15 protein-coding genes are annotated in these 16,438 nt (G+C 74.2%); 2 read left to right on the plus strand and 13 right to left on the minus strand.

From position 1 onward, the window contains the following. Window positions 1-1,251 carry a winged helix-turn-helix domain-containing protein gene (locus AC5L35_RS02605; protein ID WP_495058076.1) on the minus strand — a complete coding sequence of 417 codons (1,251 nt, stop codon included), beginning with the start codon at window positions 1,249-1,251 and terminating at the stop codon, window positions 1-3. 17 nt (window positions 1,252-1,268) lie between these two features. Continuing rightward, window positions 1,269-2,219 carry an EamA family transporter gene (locus AC5L35_RS02610; RefSeq protein WP_495057872.1) on the minus strand — a complete coding sequence of 317 codons (951 nt, stop codon included), beginning with the start codon at window positions 2,217-2,219 and terminating at the stop codon, window positions 1,269-1,271. Window positions 2,220-2,369: 150 nt separating this feature from the next. Between AC5L35_RS02610 and AC5L35_RS02615 the strand changes: the two genes are divergently transcribed. Continuing rightward, window positions 2,370-2,933 (plus strand): GNAT family N-acetyltransferase, encoded by a 564-nt coding sequence (locus AC5L35_RS02615; RefSeq protein WP_495057873.1) that lies wholly within the window; start codon window positions 2,370-2,372, stop codon window positions 2,931-2,933. 12 nt (window positions 2,934-2,945) lie between these two features. On the opposite strand, the gene dapB is transcribed toward AC5L35_RS02615, so the two are convergent. From dapB to AC5L35_RS02665, 10 genes are all read right to left on the minus strand, one after another. Continuing rightward, on the minus strand, window positions 2,946-3,710 hold the full coding sequence (dapB, locus tag AC5L35_RS02620; RefSeq protein WP_495058077.1) for a 4-hydroxy-tetrahydrodipicolinate reductase: 765 nt from the start codon (window positions 3,708-3,710) through the stop codon (window positions 2,946-2,948). 19 nt (window positions 3,711-3,729) lie between these two features. Further along, a complete protein-coding gene (locus AC5L35_RS02625) occupies window positions 3,730-4,209 on the minus strand; it encodes a DUF456 domain-containing protein (RefSeq protein WP_495057874.1) in 480 nt (159 codons plus the stop codon). A 75-nt stretch (window positions 4,210-4,284) separates the two neighbouring features. Further along, window positions 4,285-5,622, minus strand: coding sequence for a M16 family metallopeptidase (locus tag AC5L35_RS02630; protein ID WP_495057875.1), 1,338 nt, complete (start codon window positions 5,620-5,622; stop codon window positions 4,285-4,287). After that, window positions 5,619-7,898 carry a polyribonucleotide nucleotidyltransferase gene (locus AC5L35_RS02635; RefSeq protein WP_495057876.1) on the minus strand — a complete coding sequence of 760 codons (2,280 nt, stop codon included), beginning with the start codon at window positions 7,896-7,898 and terminating at the stop codon, window positions 5,619-5,621. The genes AC5L35_RS02630 and AC5L35_RS02635 overlap by 4 nt, the downstream gene beginning before the upstream one ends. Before the next feature lie 223 nt (window positions 7,899-8,121). Further along, on the minus strand, window positions 8,122-8,391 hold the full coding sequence (rpsO, locus tag AC5L35_RS02640) for a 30S ribosomal protein S15 (RefSeq protein WP_169396364.1): 270 nt from the start codon (window positions 8,389-8,391) through the stop codon (window positions 8,122-8,124). 162 nt (window positions 8,392-8,553) lie between these two features. Further along, a complete protein-coding gene (locus AC5L35_RS02645) occupies window positions 8,554-9,072 on the minus strand; it encodes a 2'-5' RNA ligase family protein (RefSeq protein ID WP_495057877.1) in 519 nt (172 codons plus the stop codon). A 3-nt stretch (window positions 9,073-9,075) separates the two neighbouring features. Next, a complete protein-coding gene (locus AC5L35_RS02650; protein WP_495057878.1) occupies window positions 9,076-9,585 on the minus strand; it encodes a helix-turn-helix domain-containing protein in 510 nt (169 codons plus the stop codon). A gap of 71 nt (window positions 9,586-9,656) precedes the next feature. After that, the gene (locus tag AC5L35_RS02655; RefSeq protein ID WP_495057879.1) at window positions 9,657-10,595 is read right to left on the minus strand and encodes a bifunctional riboflavin kinase/FAD synthetase; all 939 of its coding nucleotides are present in this window, start codon (window positions 10,593-10,595) and stop codon (window positions 9,657-9,659) included. A 63-nt stretch (window positions 10,596-10,658) separates the two neighbouring features. Next, on the minus strand, window positions 10,659-11,528 hold the full coding sequence (gene truB / locus AC5L35_RS02660) for a tRNA pseudouridine(55) synthase TruB (protein ID WP_495057880.1): 870 nt from the start codon (window positions 11,526-11,528) through the stop codon (window positions 10,659-10,661). Between the two features lie 61 nt (window positions 11,529-11,589). Continuing rightward, entirely contained in the window at window positions 11,590-12,414 is an 825-nt protein-coding gene (locus AC5L35_RS02665; protein WP_495057881.1) for a DUF5995 family protein, read from the minus strand. A gap of 237 nt (window positions 12,415-12,651) precedes the next feature. Here AC5L35_RS02665 and AC5L35_RS02670 point away from each other — a divergent pair, with 237 nt between their 5' ends. Then, window positions 12,652-13,233, plus strand: a complete 582-nt coding sequence (locus AC5L35_RS02670; protein ID WP_495057882.1) for an RNA polymerase sigma factor — start codon at window positions 12,652-12,654, stop codon at window positions 13,231-13,233. Window positions 13,234-13,280: 47 nt separating this feature from the next. Here the strand turns inward: AC5L35_RS02670 and AC5L35_RS02675 are convergent, their stop codons facing one another. Next, window positions 13,281-16,292 (minus strand): helix-turn-helix transcriptional regulator, encoded by a 3,012-nt coding sequence (locus tag AC5L35_RS02675; protein ID WP_495057883.1) that lies wholly within the window; start codon window positions 16,290-16,292, stop codon window positions 13,281-13,283. Window positions 16,293-16,438: the final 146 nt, after the last annotated feature.

Here is a 16,438-nt window from a genome sequence, read left to right on the forward strand (position 1 = left end):
TCAGCGCAGCGCGGTGGCGAGCGGGACGACGAGGTCGCCCCGCTCGCCCACCACCACGTCGTCGAGGCCGAGCCACGCGGCCATCTCCCGCAGCTCCCCCGCCAGCTCGGCCGCCACCCGTGCCACCCCGACCCCGGGCTCGGCGAAAGCCCCCTGCACCCGCAGCACCCCGGCGCGGCGGTCGGCCTTGAGGTCGACCCTGGCCACCAGCTCCCCGTCGAGCAGGAACGGGAACACGTAGTAGCCGTACTCGCGCTTCGGTTCCGGCACGTAGATCTCGATGCGGTAGCGGAACCCGAAGATCCGCTCGGTGCGCCCGCGCTCCCAGATGAGCGGATCGAACGGGGCGAGCAACGCCCGCCCGGTGATCCGGCGCGGGACGCGCGCGCCCGGCACCCGGTAGGCCGGACGCGCCCAGCCGCGCACCTCCACCTGCTCCAGCTCCCCCGCCTCCACCAGCGCGAGCAGCGCCGCGCGATTCCGGGCGGGCGCGAGCCGGTAGTAGTCGCGCAGGTCGGTCTCGGTGGCCACCCCCAGCGCCGACGCCGAGCGCAGGACCAGGGCGCGGGCCGCGTCCTCCTGTGAGGGCGGCGGCGCCGCGAGCACGTGGGGCGGGAGCACCCGCTCCGGCAGGTCGTAGAGCCGCTGGAAGTGGCGGCGCGTGCCCGTGGTGAGCGCCCCGATGCCGAACAGGTACTCGCAGATGCGCTTGACGTCGGACCGCTCCCACCAGGACGCGCCGGGCGGGCGCGGCCGCGTCTGGCCGCCCAGCGCCGTCTCGAGCGCGCCCGCACCGATCGGGCCCAGCTCCTTGACCGCGGCGAGCACGTCGTCGACCAGGCCGGGGTGGCTCTCCACCAGCGCGCCGTAGTGGCGCCACCAGCCGTCGCGCTTCGCCCCGGCACGCAGGAGGGGCCAGTCCTCCACCGGGAGCAGGCTGGCCTCGTGGGCCCAGTACTCGGCCAGCAGGCGCGGCCTGCGCGCCGAGTGGGACCAGGCGGCCTCGTCGACCAGGTCGAGCTGGTAGGGCCCCAGCCGGCTGTACAGCGGCATGTAGTGCGCCCGCACGGCCACGTTGACGGAGTCGAGCTGCAAGAGCCGGATGCGGCCGAGAGTGCGCACCAGGTGGCGACGCGTGACCGGACCGGACGGGCGTGGGTCGGCGAAGCCCTGGGCGGCGAGGACGGCCCGTTGCGCGGCGGCGGGACCGATCGTCTCGACCGGTCCGATGGTCTCGGCAGGTCCGATCATCTCGGGGGACGGGAACGTCACGCCCCGGATGGTGCCAGTTCACCCCGACGTTTCCGGGGCCGCTCCGCCGCGATGACCAGCACGACCGCCACCAGCACCACCCCACCACCGACGAGTTGGAGCGCCGAGAACCGCTCGTTGACGACGAGCACCCCCAACAGGACGGCGATCACCGGGTTGACGTAGGCGTAGGTGGCCACCGTCGACACCGGCAGCGACGCCAGTGCGAACGCGTAGGCGCCGAACGCGGCGAGCGAGACCACCACGGCCATGTAGGCCCACGCCCACCAGGCCACGGCCGACACGGAACCGATGTCGAGGCGGTCACCGGAGGCCAGCGAGACCGTCATCAGGATCGCGCCGCCGACGAACATCTGGCCCGCGGCCAGCGCGAACGGGTTGGCCGGCACGGGGAGCCTGGTGGTCGCGAACGTGCCCGTCGCCCAGCCGAGCCCGGCCAGCAACACCAGCCACGGCCCCCACCAGGCGCTGCCCTGCACGCCGCCGGAGCCGCCGGACGGCCCGGCGAGCACCAGTATCGCGAGCCCCGCCACCCCCACCCCGACACCGGCGAGCGTGGCGGGCCGCGGCCGGTCGCCGGTGAGGGCGCGCAGCACCACGATGTAGAGCGGAACCGCGGCGATGAGCAGGGCGGCCAGGCCGGACGCCACCTTCTGCTGCGCCAGCGTCACGAGCCCGTTGCCCCACGCGGGCAGCAGCAGCCCGGACAGCGCCATGGTGGCGAGCTGCCGCCGGGTCATCCGGAACGCCCCGCGCCCCGCGACGGCGAGCACCACCAGAGCGAGCAGCGTTCCCCCGACGAGGAACCGGGCGCCCCCCGCGAACAGCGGCGGGACGTCGGCGATGATCAGGCGGTTGCCGAGGTACGTGGACCCCCAGAGCACGTACACGACGCCCAGCGCCACCCAGGCGAGGGCGGGCGGGCGAGGAGTGACGGCGGTGTCCACCGGTCAGACGTTGCCATAGCCAACAACCGGATGTCGCGGCGAAACCGGATGACCGTGCACACATCCTGACCACCGCACACATGTCCGGCGGTGTGCACGGTGGCCACCCGGTGTGCGTGCTGGTCCGGGTCTCCGGCTTGAATGGCGCGCATGGCCACCGCCACCGTCCACCTCGCCACCGCCGCCGACGTCGAGGAGATCGTGCGCATCCAGGCCGGCACCTGGGAGGCCGCCTACGCCACGCTCGTCCCGCCCGCGGCGCTCGCCCAGCTGCGCAGCGAGGCCGCGCACCAGGCGTGGACGGCGGCGCTGGAGGCAGGCGACGACCACCACGTGCTCGTGGCCACCGAGGGCGAGTGGACGGTCGGGTTCTGCGCCGCCGCGCCCGCCGCGCCGCCGGAGCGGTCGACACCGACCAGCGAGCCCACGCTGGGCCCGGAAGCCTGGGCGGAGATCAGCGCCCTGCTCGTGGAGCCGCGGTGGGGCAGGCGCGGCCACGGCGGGCGGCTGCTCGCCACGGCGGCGGAGGCGCTGCGCCGCTCCGGCGCGCTCTACGGGCTGGCCTGGGTGCCGGAGGCCGACGAGGCGTCGTGCCGGTTCTACGCCCGTGCAGGCTGGGAGCCCGACGGCACGGTCCGCGTGCTCGACACCGGCGACGGCGAGCTGCGCGAGGTGCGGATCACCGGCTCACTGGACCTGGAGCTGGCCCCCTGACGCGGGGGACCCTCAGGTCAGGCTCAACAGGTCGTCCAGGCCCACCGTCAGGCCGGGGCGGTCGCGCACCGCACGCACCGCCATCAGCACGCCGGGCATGAACGACGCCCGGTCGAACGAGTCGTGGCGGATGGTGAGGGTCTCCCCCGTGGTGCCCAGGATGACCTCCTGGTGCGCCACCAGGCCCGGGAGCCGCACGGAGTGCACGTGGATGCCGTCGACGTCGGCCCCGCGGGCGCCCGGCAGCTCGCTCGTGGTGGCGTCCGGCAGCGGGCCCGCGCCCGCCTCGGCCCGTGCCGCGGCGATCAGCGCCGCCGTGTGCACGGCGGTGCCCGACGGGGCGTCGACCTTGCCCGCGTGGTGCAGCTCGATCACCTCGACGGACTCGAAGAACCGCGCCGCCTGCCGCGCGAACTGCATGGACAGCACGGCACCGATGCCGAAGTTCGGGGCGACGAGCACGTGCCCCGGCCGTTCCGCGAGCTGCGCGCGCACCACGTCGAGCTTCGCCTCGTCGAACCCGCTGGTGCCCACCACGGCGGCGATGTCGTGCTCGACGCAGAAGCGCACGTTGTCGAGCACCACGCCGGGATGGGTGAAGTCGACGGCCACCTGCGCGCCGGCGTCGACGAGCGCGGTGAGCGGGTCACCCTCGTCGATCTGAGCGACGAGCACCAGGTCCGGCGCCGCCTCGACGGCCGCGCACACCTGGGCACCCATCCGTCCGCGCGCACCCACCACACCGACCGGGATCCCGTTCTCCGTCACGCCCAGCAGACTAATCAGGGCGAGCACGTCAGCCGATGACGAGCCCGCCGATCCACACGGCCGTGGCGAGCAGCCCGGTGGCCAGCTCGATGACGACGCTCCAGCCCACCGCCGCGAGCGCCTGCCGGGTGGACGGCCAGGCCTGCTCGTTGTCCCGGAGCCGCGCCAGCTCGGCGAGGTAGACCCCGAGCACGAACCCCAGGAGGAGCCCCACCACGGGGATCACGAAGAACCCGACCACGCCCAGCGCCGCCCCCGCCGCGATCGTGCGGCCGGGCACCCCGGAGTCGCGCAGCCTGCGGCCGGGCAGCAGGTACTTCGCGACACTGCCGAGGACGACGATTGCCGTGGCGATGCCGAGCACCGTCCAGCCGAGGGCGTCGGCACGCGGGACCGCCCACACCGCGATCCCGGCGAGCACCAGGATCAACCCGGGCAGCACCGGCAGCATGATCCCGACGATGCCGACGACGATCAGGAGCGCGGCGACAAGCGTCTCGGGCGTCACCGGGCGATCCTGGCACGCGGACGAACGGCCCCGCCGTCCGATACGTCCGGACGGCAGGGCCGCTCGCGCGCTAGGTCAGGCCAGGGAGCGCAGTGACGCGGGGAGGTCCCGCTCCTCGTCGTACGGCCCCACCACGGCTGCGGTGAGGGGGACGGCGAGGAGCTCGCGAGCCAGGTCGGACACCTGCTCAGGCGTGACGGCCGCGATCCGGTCGAGGCTCTCCTCGACCGGGCGAGTCCGGCCGTGGTCGAGCTCGCCCCGGCCGAGTCGGTTCATCCGCGACGGGGTGTCCTCGAGCCCGAGGACGAGCCCGCCGCGCAGGTTGCCCTGGGCGCGGGCGACCTCGGCCGCGGTCAGCCCGTCGGCCGCCACCTCGGCGAGCACCCCCCGCACCACCGCGACGACCTCGTCGAGGCGCTCGGGCGCGCATCCGGCGTAGACGGCGAGGTGGCCCGTGTCGGAGTAGCTGGTGACGGCCGAGTAGACCGAGTAGGCCAGCCCGCGCTGCTCGCGGACCTGCTGGAACAGCCGGGAGCTCGGACCGCCGCCGAGCGCGGTGTTGAGGACGGTGAGCACCGTGCGCAGCGGGTGGTGGCGCGACAGGCCCGGCACGCCGAGCATGAGGTGCGCCTGCTCGGTGTCCTCGGACTGCAGCACCAGACGCGGGCCGGGGGGCAACACGGCAGGCTCGGGCCGGCGGGGTCCGACGGCGGCGACCGGACCAGCGGCGGCCGCCGCGTCACCCAGCGCCGCGCTCACCAGCTCCACGACCTCGGAGTGCACCAGGTTGCCTGCCGCGGCCACGACCATCCGCGGGGTGGTGTACTTCCCGCGCCAGAAGTCGTGCAGGGTCTCCCGGCTCATCGCCCGGATCGACTGCTCCGAGCCGATCACGGGCCGGCCCAGCGGGTGGTCGCCGAACATCGTCTCGTCGAACAGCTCGGCGAGCATGTCCTCGGGGTCGTCGTCGCGCATCGCGATCTCCTCGAGCACCACCCCGCGCTCGACCTCGACGTCGGCCGGGACCATCGTCGCGGCGGTGACGACGTCGGCCAGCACGTCCACCGCGAGCGGGAGGTCGGTGTCGAGCACCTGCGCGTAGTAGCAGGTGTGCTCCTTCTCGGTGAACGCGTTGAGCTCACCGCCGACGGCGTCGAACTGCTCCGCGATGTCCACCGCCGTGCGTCGCTGCGTGCCCTTGAACAGGAGGTGTTCGAGGTAGTGGGCCGCACCGGCCTGCCGCGGCGTCTCGTCACGGGAACCGATGCCGATCCAGATGCCGAGTGACACCGAACGGACGCCCGGCACTGTCTCGGTGAGCACCCGCAGGCCGCCGGGCAGCGCGGTGCGGGAGACGCCGCCGGGGGCGGGGGCAGCTGCCCCCGCCCCCGGCGTCAGAAGAACGTCGGTCAATTCGGAGAGACCTCGGCGGCCGTGGCGTCGATGTCGGCAGCCTCACCGGTGTCGGCACCCGTGCCTGCCGGCGCGGTGCCGTTGTCGGAGTCCTCGCCGACCGGGACCAGGCTGATCTTGCCGCGGTTGTCGATGTCGGTGACCTCGACGCGGATCTTGTCGCCGACCTTGACGACGTCCTCCACCTTGGCGATCCGCTTGCCCTGGCCCAGCTTCGAGATGTGCACCAGGCCGTCCTTGCCCGGCACCAGCGACACGAAGGCACCGAACGCGGCGGTCTTGACCACCGTGCCCAGGAACCGCTCACCGATCTTCGGCAGCTGCGGGTTGGCGATGGCGTTGATCATGCCGATCGCCGCCTCCGCCGAGTCGCCGTCCGACGCGCCGACGTAGATCGTGCCGTCGTCCTCGATCGAGATGTCGGCACCGGTCTGCTCGGTGATCGAGTTGATCATCTTGCCCTTCGGGCCGATGACCTCGCCGATCTTGTCCACCGGGACCTTGATGGCGACGACGCGCGGGGCGTAGCGGCTCATCTCGTCGGGGCGGTCGATCGCCTCGCCGATGACCTCGAGGATCGTCAGCCGCGCGTCCTTGGCCTGCGACAGAGCCGCAGCCAGCACCTCGGACGGGATGCCGTCGAGCTTGGTGTCGAGCTGCAGCGCCGTGACGAACTCGGCGGTGCCGGCGACCTTGAAGTCCATGTCGCCGAACGCGTCCTCGGCTCCGAGGATGTCGGTGAGCGCGACGTAGCGGGTCTGGCCCTCCACCTCGTCGCTCACCAGGCCCATGGCGATGCCCGCAACCGGCGCCTTCAGCGGCACACCGGCGTTGTACAGCGACATCGTGGACGCGCAGACCGAGCCCATCGACGTGGAACCGTTGGAGCCCAGCGCCTCCGACACCTGCCGGATGGCGTAGGGGAACTCCTCGCGCGTGGGCAGCACGGGCAGCAGTGCCCGCTCGGCCAGCGCACCGTGGCCGATCTCGCGGCGCTTCGGCGAGCCCACCCGGCCGGTCTCACCGGTCGAGTACGGCGGGAAGTTGTAGTGGTGCAGGTAGCGCTTGTGCGTCTCCGGGCCGAGCGAGTCGATCTGCTGCTCCATGCGGAGCATGTTGAGCGTGGTGACACCCATGATCTGGGTCTCGCCGCGCTCGAACAGCGCCGAACCGTGGGCCCGCGGAACGACCTCGACCTCGGCCGACAGTGGCCGGATGTCGGTGATGCCGCGCCCGTCGATGCGGACCTGGTCGCGCAGGATGCGCTGGCGGACCAGCTTCTTGTTGAGCGAGCGGAACGCCGCCCCGATCTCCTTCTCGCGTCCCTCGAACTGCGGGCCGACCTTGTCGAGCACAGCGGCCTTGACCTCGTCGAGGCGCGACTCGCGCTCCTGCTTGCCGCCGATGGCGAGCGCCTGGGCCAGGTCGTCCGACGCGTGGGAGGCCACGGCCTCGAACACGTCGTCCTGGTAGGGGGGGTAGGTCGGGAAGTTGCCCGTGGGCTTGGCGGCGACGTCGGCCAGCTGCTGCTGCGCCACGCACAGGCTCCGGATGAACGGCTTGGCCGCCTCCAGGCCGGCTGCGACGACGTCCTCGGTGGGCGCCTGGGCGCCCCCGGCGACGAGCTCGATCGTCCCGGTGGTGGCCTCGGCCTCCACCATCATGATCGCGACGTCGTCACCGACGACCCGACCTGCGACGACCATGTCGAACACGGCGCGCTGCAGGTCCTCGTACTGCGGGAAGGCCACCCACTGGCCGTCGATCAGCGCGACGCGGACGCCGCCGATCGGGCCGGAGAACGGCAGCCCGGCGAGCTGCGTGGACGCCGACGCGGCGTTGATCGCCAGTGCGTCGTAGGGGTCCTGCGGGTCGAGCGACAGCACCGTGACCACGATCTGGATCTCGTTGCGCAGACCGTCGACGAACGACGGGCGCAGCGGCCGGTCGATCAGGCGGCAGGTCAGGATCGCGTCGGTGCTGGGACGACCCTCGCGGCGGAAGAACGAGCCGGGGATCTTGCCGATCGAGTACATCCGCTCCTCGACGTCCACCGTGAGGGGGAAGAAGTCGAAGTGCTCCTTGGGATGCTTGGACGCCGTGGTGGCGGACAGCAGCATCGTCTCGTCGTCGAGGTAGGCGACGACGGACCCGGCGGCCTGGCGCGCGAGGCGCCCGGTCTCGAACCGGATCGTGCGGGAGCCGAAGCTCCCGTTGTCGATGACGGCGGTGGTCTCGTGGACGTTGTCCGCCGAATCGGTATGGGCATCGGTCATGAAGTGGACATCTCCTCTTTCAGAGGGAGACCCCACGCCCACACCGGGAGGATCCTCGGCCGAGCCGGTCTTCGATCGAAGCCCCCGGGGCCACGTGTACGTCGGCCCGGGAGCCACTACCGAGGACCGGCGGATCAGCTACCGGAGGCGTGGCGTCGTGGAGTTGTGGTGCCGACCCGGGCCACGGGGCTCGGAGAGCCAGGTGGCCCGGGACGACGGGAGGTCAGCGGCGAAGGCCGAGGCGCTCGATCAGGGATCGGTAGCGCGCGACGTCGACCGAGGCCAGGTACTTCAGCAGCCGGCGGCGACGGCCGACCAGCAGCAGGAGCCCCCGGCGGGAGTGGTGGTCGTGCTTGTGCAGCTTGAGGTGCTCGGTCAGGTCGCTGATCCGCTTGGTCAGCAGCGCGACCTGCGCTTCGGGGGAACCGGTGTCACCCTCGTGGACACCGTAGGTGTCCAGGATCGTCTTCTTCTGTGCGGCGTCGAGTGCCACGTGCTCCTCTTTCGTTGCTGTGTGCCGTGAGGCCGGTGCATGATGTTGAACACCGGGAGACGGTGCCGGCCGCCACGGACTGCAGCCGGACCCAGCACCCCACGTTACCAGGCAGGACAGTCCCGTCGTCGGTGCCGCCCTCCGGCGCGTACCGGTGCCTGGTCAGCTGCCCGGTCCGGTCAGAGACACGCGGTGGACGGGCCGGTAGCGCGAGCCGCCCCTGGCAGGCTCGCTCGCCACCAGCAGCACCTCCGCGGGACGCCACCAGGGGCCGCGGTGCGACGCCCACGGGACAGGCGGGTCGGGATGGGCTCCCGGGCCCGGCCGACGCCGCGTGCGCAGGACCGTGACGTGCGGGACGAACGCGGCCTGGTCGCCGCCTGCCGCGGCGACGAGCCGGCCCAGCTCCCCCGGGTCGTCGCTCTCCACCCCGGCCCAGCGGACGCCGGGGAACGTCCCGGCACCGGCGATCCGCAGCCGCGGCGCGGACGCGCCGCCTGCCGCGCTGTCGAGCCCGCGGGCGAGCACCCCCGCATCGGCCTCCCCGTGGAACACCAGCGTGACATGCCAGGTGGACGGGTCGACCGCGCGCCATCCGGGTGGTGCCCCGGCCGGTGCCGTGGCGGCCACGAGGGCGGCGACGGCCTCCGCAGGCGGCCACAGCGCGGTGAACAGGCGCACCGGTCAGGCCCCCGGCCGGCTCGCGGCCTGCCGCAGTACCTCCGCCAGCTCCGGGAAGCCCGGGCCGAGCGCCACGGCCGCGGCAGCCAGCCGGGCAGGCTCGGCGATACCGCGCAGGGCGGCGGCCGCCGTGCCGGTCTGAGGCTCCCGGCGGGTTCGCTGCACCGGGACGCGCGGCGCGTGCCACTGCCACCGTGCCCGCGCGACCTCGGCGAGCAGGGCGTCGACCGCGCGTGGCTCGGGTGGGATGCGTACGGCGTGGCAGCGCTGGTCGAGCAGCAGCAGCCGGGCGAGCACCGCGGGGTCGCCGATCTTCACCCGGCGCGCGCTCACCAGCTGGCTGAGCATCGCCGGGCTGATCCCCAGGGTGCGGGCGAGCCGGGACTGCGAGATGCCCAGCGTGGACGTGAGCCTGCGGACGTGGTCGCCCAGCGGCGCCCCGTAGAGCTCCCGCTGCCGCTCGCGGTTGCCCGCCATCCGGGACCGCAGCGCGTCTGCACCTGGCTCAGCCATGCCCAGGATGCTGGCACCTCGAGCACCGGCCCCGTGGCCGAACGCGGAAACTCCCGCACCCACCACGGACGTCAGCCCAGTAGCTCGCGCGTGCGCTCGACGTCGCGGTTCATCTGGCCGATGAGCGCGTCCACGTCGTCGAAGCGCTCCTGCCCGCGCAGCCGGTGCTCGAAGTCGAGCGCGACCTCGAACCCGTAGAAGTCCTCCTCGACGTCGAGCACGTAGGCCTCGACGGACCGCACGCGCCCGGAGAACGTGGGGTTGGTGCCCACCGAGATCGCCGCCGGGAGCAGCCTGCTCCCCCCGTCGACGGTGTCGATCCCGAAGCGGCCCGCGTAGACGCCGTCGGCAGGCAGGGCGGTGAAGGGCGGTGTGGACAGGTTGGCCGTGGGGAAGCCCAGCTCGCGGCCGCGCTGATCGCCGTGCACGACCACGCCCTCGATGCGGTGCGGCCTGCCCAGCGCCGCGGCGGCCGCCTCCACGTCGCCCGCGTCGATGCAGGCCCGGATGTAGGTGGAGGAGAACGTGATGCCGTCGTCGGTGATCAGGTCGAGGCCCTCCACCCCGAACCCGAACCGCTGCCCCAGCTCGGCGAGCAACGCCACGTCGCCCGCGGCCCGGTGCCCGAAGGTGAAGTTGCGCCCGACCACGACGTCCGCCGCGTGCAGGCGCTCCACGAGCACCTCGTGGGCGAACTCGGCGGGGGCCGTGCGGGCCAGCTCGGCGGTGAAGGGCAGCACGCAGAACGCGTCGACACCCAGCCCCGCCACCAGCTCGGCCCGGCGCCGGAGGCTGGTGAGGCGGGCCGGGTGGCTGCCCGGGCGGATCAGCTCGGCGGGGTGGGGGTCGAACGTCATGAGCACGGTGGGGAGCCCCCGCTGCCGTCCACGCTCCACCGCACGGCCGATGAGCTGCTGGTGGCCGCGGTGGACCCCGTCGAACACGCCGACGGTGACGACGCTGCGTCCCCAGCCACTCGGCACGGCCTCGAGCCCCCGCCAGCGCTGCACGGGACGAGCCTACGGAACGCCCTCCGCGGCCCCTCGGTCACCCGCCGGCGACACCCACCCGCCCTACGCGGGCGCGAGCACGACCACCGGGCGGGCCAGCTCGCCCCGCTCGCTGACCAGGGCCAGCGCCCGGCCGTCCGGGGCGAAGACGCCGTAGGTGCCGCCCACCCCGGCGGCAGGGAGCGGGCGGCCATGCGTGATGTCACCGGCGAGTGCGTCGTCGAGGTCGCGGCGCGGGAACGCCACGCCGACGGCCTCGTCGAGCGACAGCGTCAGCGCGGAGCTCTGTTCGAGCTCCTCCAGCGTGCGCGCGGGCTCCAGGGTGAACGGACCGACACGGGTGCGGCGCAGCGCCGTCAGGTGACCACCGACGCCCAGCCCCGAGCCGAGGTCGCGGGCCAGTGCCCGGACGTAGGTGCCCGACGAGCACTCCACCAGTACGTCGAGGTCGTCGCCGCGCCGCGCGACCAGCCGGAACTGCGACACCGTCACCGGACGGGCCGGCAGCACGACCTCCTCGCCCGCACGCACGCGGGCGTAGGCCCGCTTGCCGTCGACCTTGATCGCGCTGACCGAGCTGGGCACCTGCTCGATCGCCCCGGTCAGTGCGGCCATGCCTGCGGCGATCGCCGCATCGTCGACGGCCGTGGCGTCGGCCGTGGCGATGACCTCTCCCTCGGCGTCATCCGTGCTGGTCGCCGCGCCGAGACGCACCGTGGCCGTGTACGCCTTCGTGTCGAGCGCGAGGTGCCCGAGCAGCTTCGTGCCGCGTCCGACGCCGCAGACGAGCACGCCGGTGGCCATCGGGTCGAGCGTCCCCGCGTGCCCGATCTTGCGGGTGCCCAGGATCCGGCGCAGCCGGGCGACGACGTCGTGCGAGGTCATACCGGGGGGCTTGTCGACCACGACCAGGCCGGAGGGGACGGCGTTCACACGGGGCGATTCTTCCTGCCCTCCCCACGACCGGCCGAGGCGGGGAGGGGTGCGGGGCGGGTCAGCAGCCGGGGGTGGCGAGCAGCCCCCGGACGACGAGGCCGGCGCGCCAGTCCATCGCCGCCCGTTCCTTCTCGGCCTCGGACGGGCGCCCGCGCACGGCCCACAGGACCTCGGCCTGCCGCCAGGCGTCGTTGCGGGACAGCAGGAGGCGCGGACCGCCGCCCGCGGTGGCGTCGGGCAGCGCCGTGGCCGCCGCCGTCTCCCGCAGCACGTCGGCGACCAACGCGACGATCAGCTGCACGGCTGCGCGCTCGGCGGGACCGGGGGTACGCCCGAGCAGCGTGCAGGCGCTCACGACGGACGACGGGAGATCGTGGCCGACGATGGTGAGACCGGCCGCGAGGGTGATCCGGGCGGGGTCGGCCGTGGCCGGGTCCCACCGGTCGAGGATCTCCTGCCATGCCCGGGCCACGGCCAGCCCGCGGGCGTGGCAGCTGACGGCCCGCAGGTACCGCTTCGCGAGCTCCGTGACCAGCACGGTGACGTACTCGCCGTCGGGAGCCAGGTCGCCGTCGATGCTCGCCGCCTCCACCACCTCGGCGAGCAGCCGGTTGACCGGGCCTGCGCCCTCGCCGGGCCGCCCGGCGTCCGCGCCCGGTTGCAGCCGGGACAGCACGTGGACGATCGCCTCCGGGGTGACCGGTTCGATCGCGGCCGCCGCGCGCGGCGCGGGTGCGGCCGTCCCGGCCGGCTCGTCGTCCCTGGCCGCCGATCTCGACGCCGCCCGGCACGCCGCGGCAGGTCCCGGCAGCGCGGGTCCCGTCCCGGTCGGGCCCGTCGCGACCAGTCTCGTCCCGTTCGCCTCGGCCGTCATCACGCTCATTCCCATCGCTCCCGTCGTCGCCCCCCGGCTCTGTCGTCCTGCTACGGCCCCCCGGATCGAACGGCGAGCGGTGTCGGACCGCGGGATGAGTCACGGGTGGGAGCCGGTGATACGGCGGCTGCCGCAACTGTCACCGATCTAGGGGGTCCTACGGAGCCCTCCTAGGGCGTTGTCCTGACGACATCGGAGCCGGATCCCTCGACGCTGATCGCGTACCCAGTGACGAAGGAGCCGGCGATGACCGCGTCCACCGCACCGACGACCCAGGACCTCCGCAACACCGAGCTGGTCGCCCTGGCCGCAGAGGGCGACAACCGGGCGTGGGCCGAGATCGTGAGCCGGTACCGCGGTCTCGTGACGGCGGTCGTGCGCAACTACCGGCTGCAGGACGCCGACGCCCGCGACGCCGAGCAGCGCACCTGGCTCCGCCTGGTGGAGCACCTGGGCTCGCTGCGCGACCCCGACCGGCTCGGCGGCTGGCTGTCCACGACCGCGTCCCGTGAGTGCCTGCGGATCCTGCGGGAGGGCCAGGGCACGGTGGCCCTCGAGATGGACGCGGTGCCCACCGCCGACCCTGGCGTGGAAGAGCAGGTGGTGGACGCCGACACCGCCGCCCGGCTCTGGCGGATCGTGGGCACGCTGCCCCCGCGCGGCCGGACGATCATGAACGCGCTGTTCGCGGACGAGCCGCGGCCGTACGCGGAGGTGGCACGGGCCACGGGGATCCCGATCGGGAGCCTCGGGCCGAGCCGGGCCCGCCTCATCGACCGCGTGCGGCGCACCTTCGACGACGGCGCGCTCGCGCCCACGGCCCCGTGACGGCCCGGTGACGGCGGTCGCCCGACACCACCGGAGGCGCCCCGGAGCTACGGGCCGCCGGCCGCCCGCTTCCCTCCACGGCCGGCCGCCGACCGCAGCCAGATCCCGCTGGCCTGCACGCGGCTGCGCACCCCGAGCTTTGCGTAGATGTGGCTGACGTGGACCCCGACGGTCTTCTCACTGATGAACAGCCGCCCGGCGATCTCCCGGTTGGTGTGGCCGCCGGCCAGCTCCGCGAGGACCTCGAGCTCACGGGCCGTCAGCGCGGCCAGCTCGTCCTCCTGTTCGGCCGGGGCCACGGACGCCACCGGCGCGGGGACCGGCACGGGCTGGGGCGTCGGTGCCGGGGCGTCGATCCGCACGCGGGCCCGCTCCGCGAGGTCGACGACCTCCGCCATGAAGGGCTCGGCCCCGAGCTCACGGGCGAGGTGCCCCGCATGCCGCAGGGCCTCGGCGGCCGCCACCGACTGGGCGCGGACCGCGAGCAGCGCCTCGGCCCTGCGCAGGTGGGCGTACGCCCGGGGGTAGGGCTGGTTGCGCGACTCCCAGAACTCGGCCACGCGCTCCCACGCCTGCGGGTCGGAGCGCTTCAGCGCCCGCCCGTCCTCGGCCTCGCACATCTGGACGAACCCCAGCACCATGTCGCGGACCGCGGGCACCGACGACTCCGAGTTGCGGATCAGCTCCGCGGCGTGCCGGCGCAACCGGGCGCCGATGCCGTCCTCGGCGCGGCGCAGGCCCAGCCGGGCGAGCTCGGCACGCGCTCTGGCTCCGTGCCAGACCAGCGGGGCGACGAGCCACACGTCGTCCGATCCCTGCTCCACGACGTCCAGGCCCGCGGCGACGTGGTCCAGCGCCACGTCCGGGCGGTCCTGCCACATCGTGAGCCCGGCACGGAGAGTCAGCAGCGGGATGCGGTAGCGCGGGCCGATGGTGCTCGCCGAGAGCACCTCCACGGCTTCGAGGTCGTCCTCCGCAGCGGCGAAGCGCCCGCGCCCGATGTCGAGCCGGGCCCGGGACAGCCGCAGCTCCAGAGCCTCCGCGCCGCTGGGCGCGACCTCCCACGCCTCGGCGATCGCCGCGTCCGCCTCGTCCCAGCGCCCGAGGCGGAAGAGGCCGTTGGCCGCCACGGAGATCAGTCCGACGCCCGCGCTGCGGTCCAGTCCCAGCGCGTGGACGCGGTCGATCCCGGCCCGGGCGATCTCGACGCCGCGGTCCAGCTCGTTGAGCGGCCCGGACAGCAGCTCGGCGAGGCTGCGGTAGGCCCGCGCGATCTCCCGGGGCTCACCGGCCCGCTCGGCCACCGCGAGCGACTCACGCAGGGCCGCCTCCCCCGCCTCCGGGTCCTCCCGGTAGGCCAGGCTGAAGCCGAGCGTCGCGAGCGCTCTGGCCTCCTCGACCGCGAGCCCCATCCGCCGGGCGGGCTCGAGCGCCCGCTCGGCGGCCACCTGCGCGGCAGCGAAGTCCCCCGCCGTCCACAGCGCCGAGGCGTGGCCGCCGAGCACCTCGGCCCGCTCGCGATCCGAACCGGACGCGGGCAGCGCCGCGGTGGCCCGGCCGAAGGCAAGGGCGGCTTCCGCGCCGCGGCCCGCCGCCACGAGGTACTGGCCGGTGCGGGCGTGCAGCAGCGCCTCGTCGAGGTCGCCGGGCCGGTGCGGTGTCTCCATCAGGTCGAGCCGCTCGCCGAGCAGCGCGACGGCCTGGTCGGCGTCGCCCGCGAGGTGGGCCGCCTCGGCGGCCCGCTCCAGGCAGATGGTGCGCGGGACGGGGGCCGCGGACAGCCCCCCGGCCAACCGCGCGGCCCGCAGCCAGTGGCGGTGCGCCTCGGCGTAGCCGCGGACCCGGTAGGCCGACTCGGCCGCCGCCACCGTGGCGGCGGCCGCGCGCTGTGTGTCGCCTGCCGACTGCCAGTGGTGGGCGAGCCGGGCGTCCACGCCGGGCAGCTCGCGCGCCCACGGGGCCTCGAGCGCCGTGGCATAGCGCTGGTGCAGGTGCATCCGCTCACCCGGCAGCAGCTCCCGGATGACGACGGCGGTCATGAGCCCGTGCCGGAGCCGGTAGCCGTCCACGCCGTCGTCGACCACGACGACGCCCGCGTTCACCGCCTCCCGCAGGGCGCCGAAGAGGTCCGGTCCGCCGCCGTCCAGCACGGTGTCGAGAAGCCGGTGCGGCAGCGGCCCGTCGCACAGCGCGATGGCACGCACGGCGCGCAGCGCCGGTTCGGACAGCCGGTTGACGCGCGACAGCACGAGCTCGCGCAGCGTCGTCGGCAGGCCCGTCGGGTCCCCCTCGAGGGCGGCGCGCACGGTCTCCTCAGCGATGAACGCGTTGCCGGCCGAGCGTTTCCACACGAGCTCGACCAGGTCCGTCCGGCCCGGGGCGAGGGCGTGCACCAGCTCCGCCACCGCCTTCCGCTCCAGCGGCTCCACCTCCATGCACCGCACCTGGCGGTGGCGCCGGAGCTCGCTGATCATCGTGCGCGCCGGGGACGAGTCCGAGGCCTCCTCCGTGCGGTAGGTCCCGACCACCAGCACCCGCTCGTCGGCGAGGTTCGCGACGAGGTAGGCGAGCAGGTCGAGGGTGGACCGGTCGGCCCACTGCAGGTCCTCCACGACGAGCACCACCACCGAGCGCGCCGCGAGGCGCAGCACCACGCGATGCAGCAGCTCCAGGGTCTGCACGCGCGCCTGCTGGGCCGCCAGCGCGGGAACGGCGGGGCTCAGCGCCACCAGCTCGTCGAGCTGGTCGGCCCACGGCGCCAGCAGCCGCTGCACCTCCTCGCCCCGCGCCGATCGCAGGAGGGCGCGCAGGGCCGAGGCGACCGGCCAGAACGGCGGGCTCTCCGCGATGTCGGTGGCGCCACCGAGCAGCACGGTGGCGCCCACCCGGTCGGCACGACCGACGAGGTGCTGAACCAGCCGCGTCTTGCCGACGCCTGCGTCCCCGACCAGGAAGACCGTGGCCATCCGGCCCTGCTGCACCCCGTCGAGCGCCGCTGTGAGCAGAGCGAGGTCATCGTCCCTGCCGACGAGCGGAGGCGAAGCCAGGCGCTCGGTCACGTGAGGCGACGTTAGGCCATGCGGACGATCAGAATCCAGAGGGCCCACGCTCGCCTCCCTTGACGGGGGAGATCATCGCACCGACCGGCACCTGCCGTATCAGGACAGCGGGTCGTCCCTCCTCACCTGGGGCCGTCACCCGAACG

The organism is Pseudonocardia sp. OZ21 (assembly GCF_059359135.1).

Coding starts and splice junctions, on each gene's coding strand:
- AC5L35_RS02615 (WP_495057873.1), top strand. CDS start 2,370: ATGGCCACCGCCACCGTCCACCTCGCCACCGCCGCCGACGTCGAGGAG.
- AC5L35_RS02605 (WP_495058076.1), bottom strand. CDS start 1,251: ATGATCGGACCTGCCGAGACCATCGGACCGGTCGAGACGATCGGTCCC.
- AC5L35_RS02665 (WP_495057881.1), bottom strand. CDS start 12,414: ATGAGCGTGATGACGGCCGAGGCGAACGGGACGAGACTGGTCGCGACG.
- AC5L35_RS02650 (WP_495057878.1), bottom strand. CDS start 9,585: ATGGCTGAGCCAGGTGCAGACGCGCTGCGGTCCCGGATGGCGGGCAAC.
- AC5L35_RS02670 (WP_495057882.1), top strand. CDS start 12,652: ATGACCGCGTCCACCGCACCGACGACCCAGGACCTCCGCAACACCGAG.
- AC5L35_RS02635 (WP_495057876.1), bottom strand. CDS start 7,898: ATGACCGATGCCCATACCGATTCGGCGGACAACGTCCACGAGACCACC.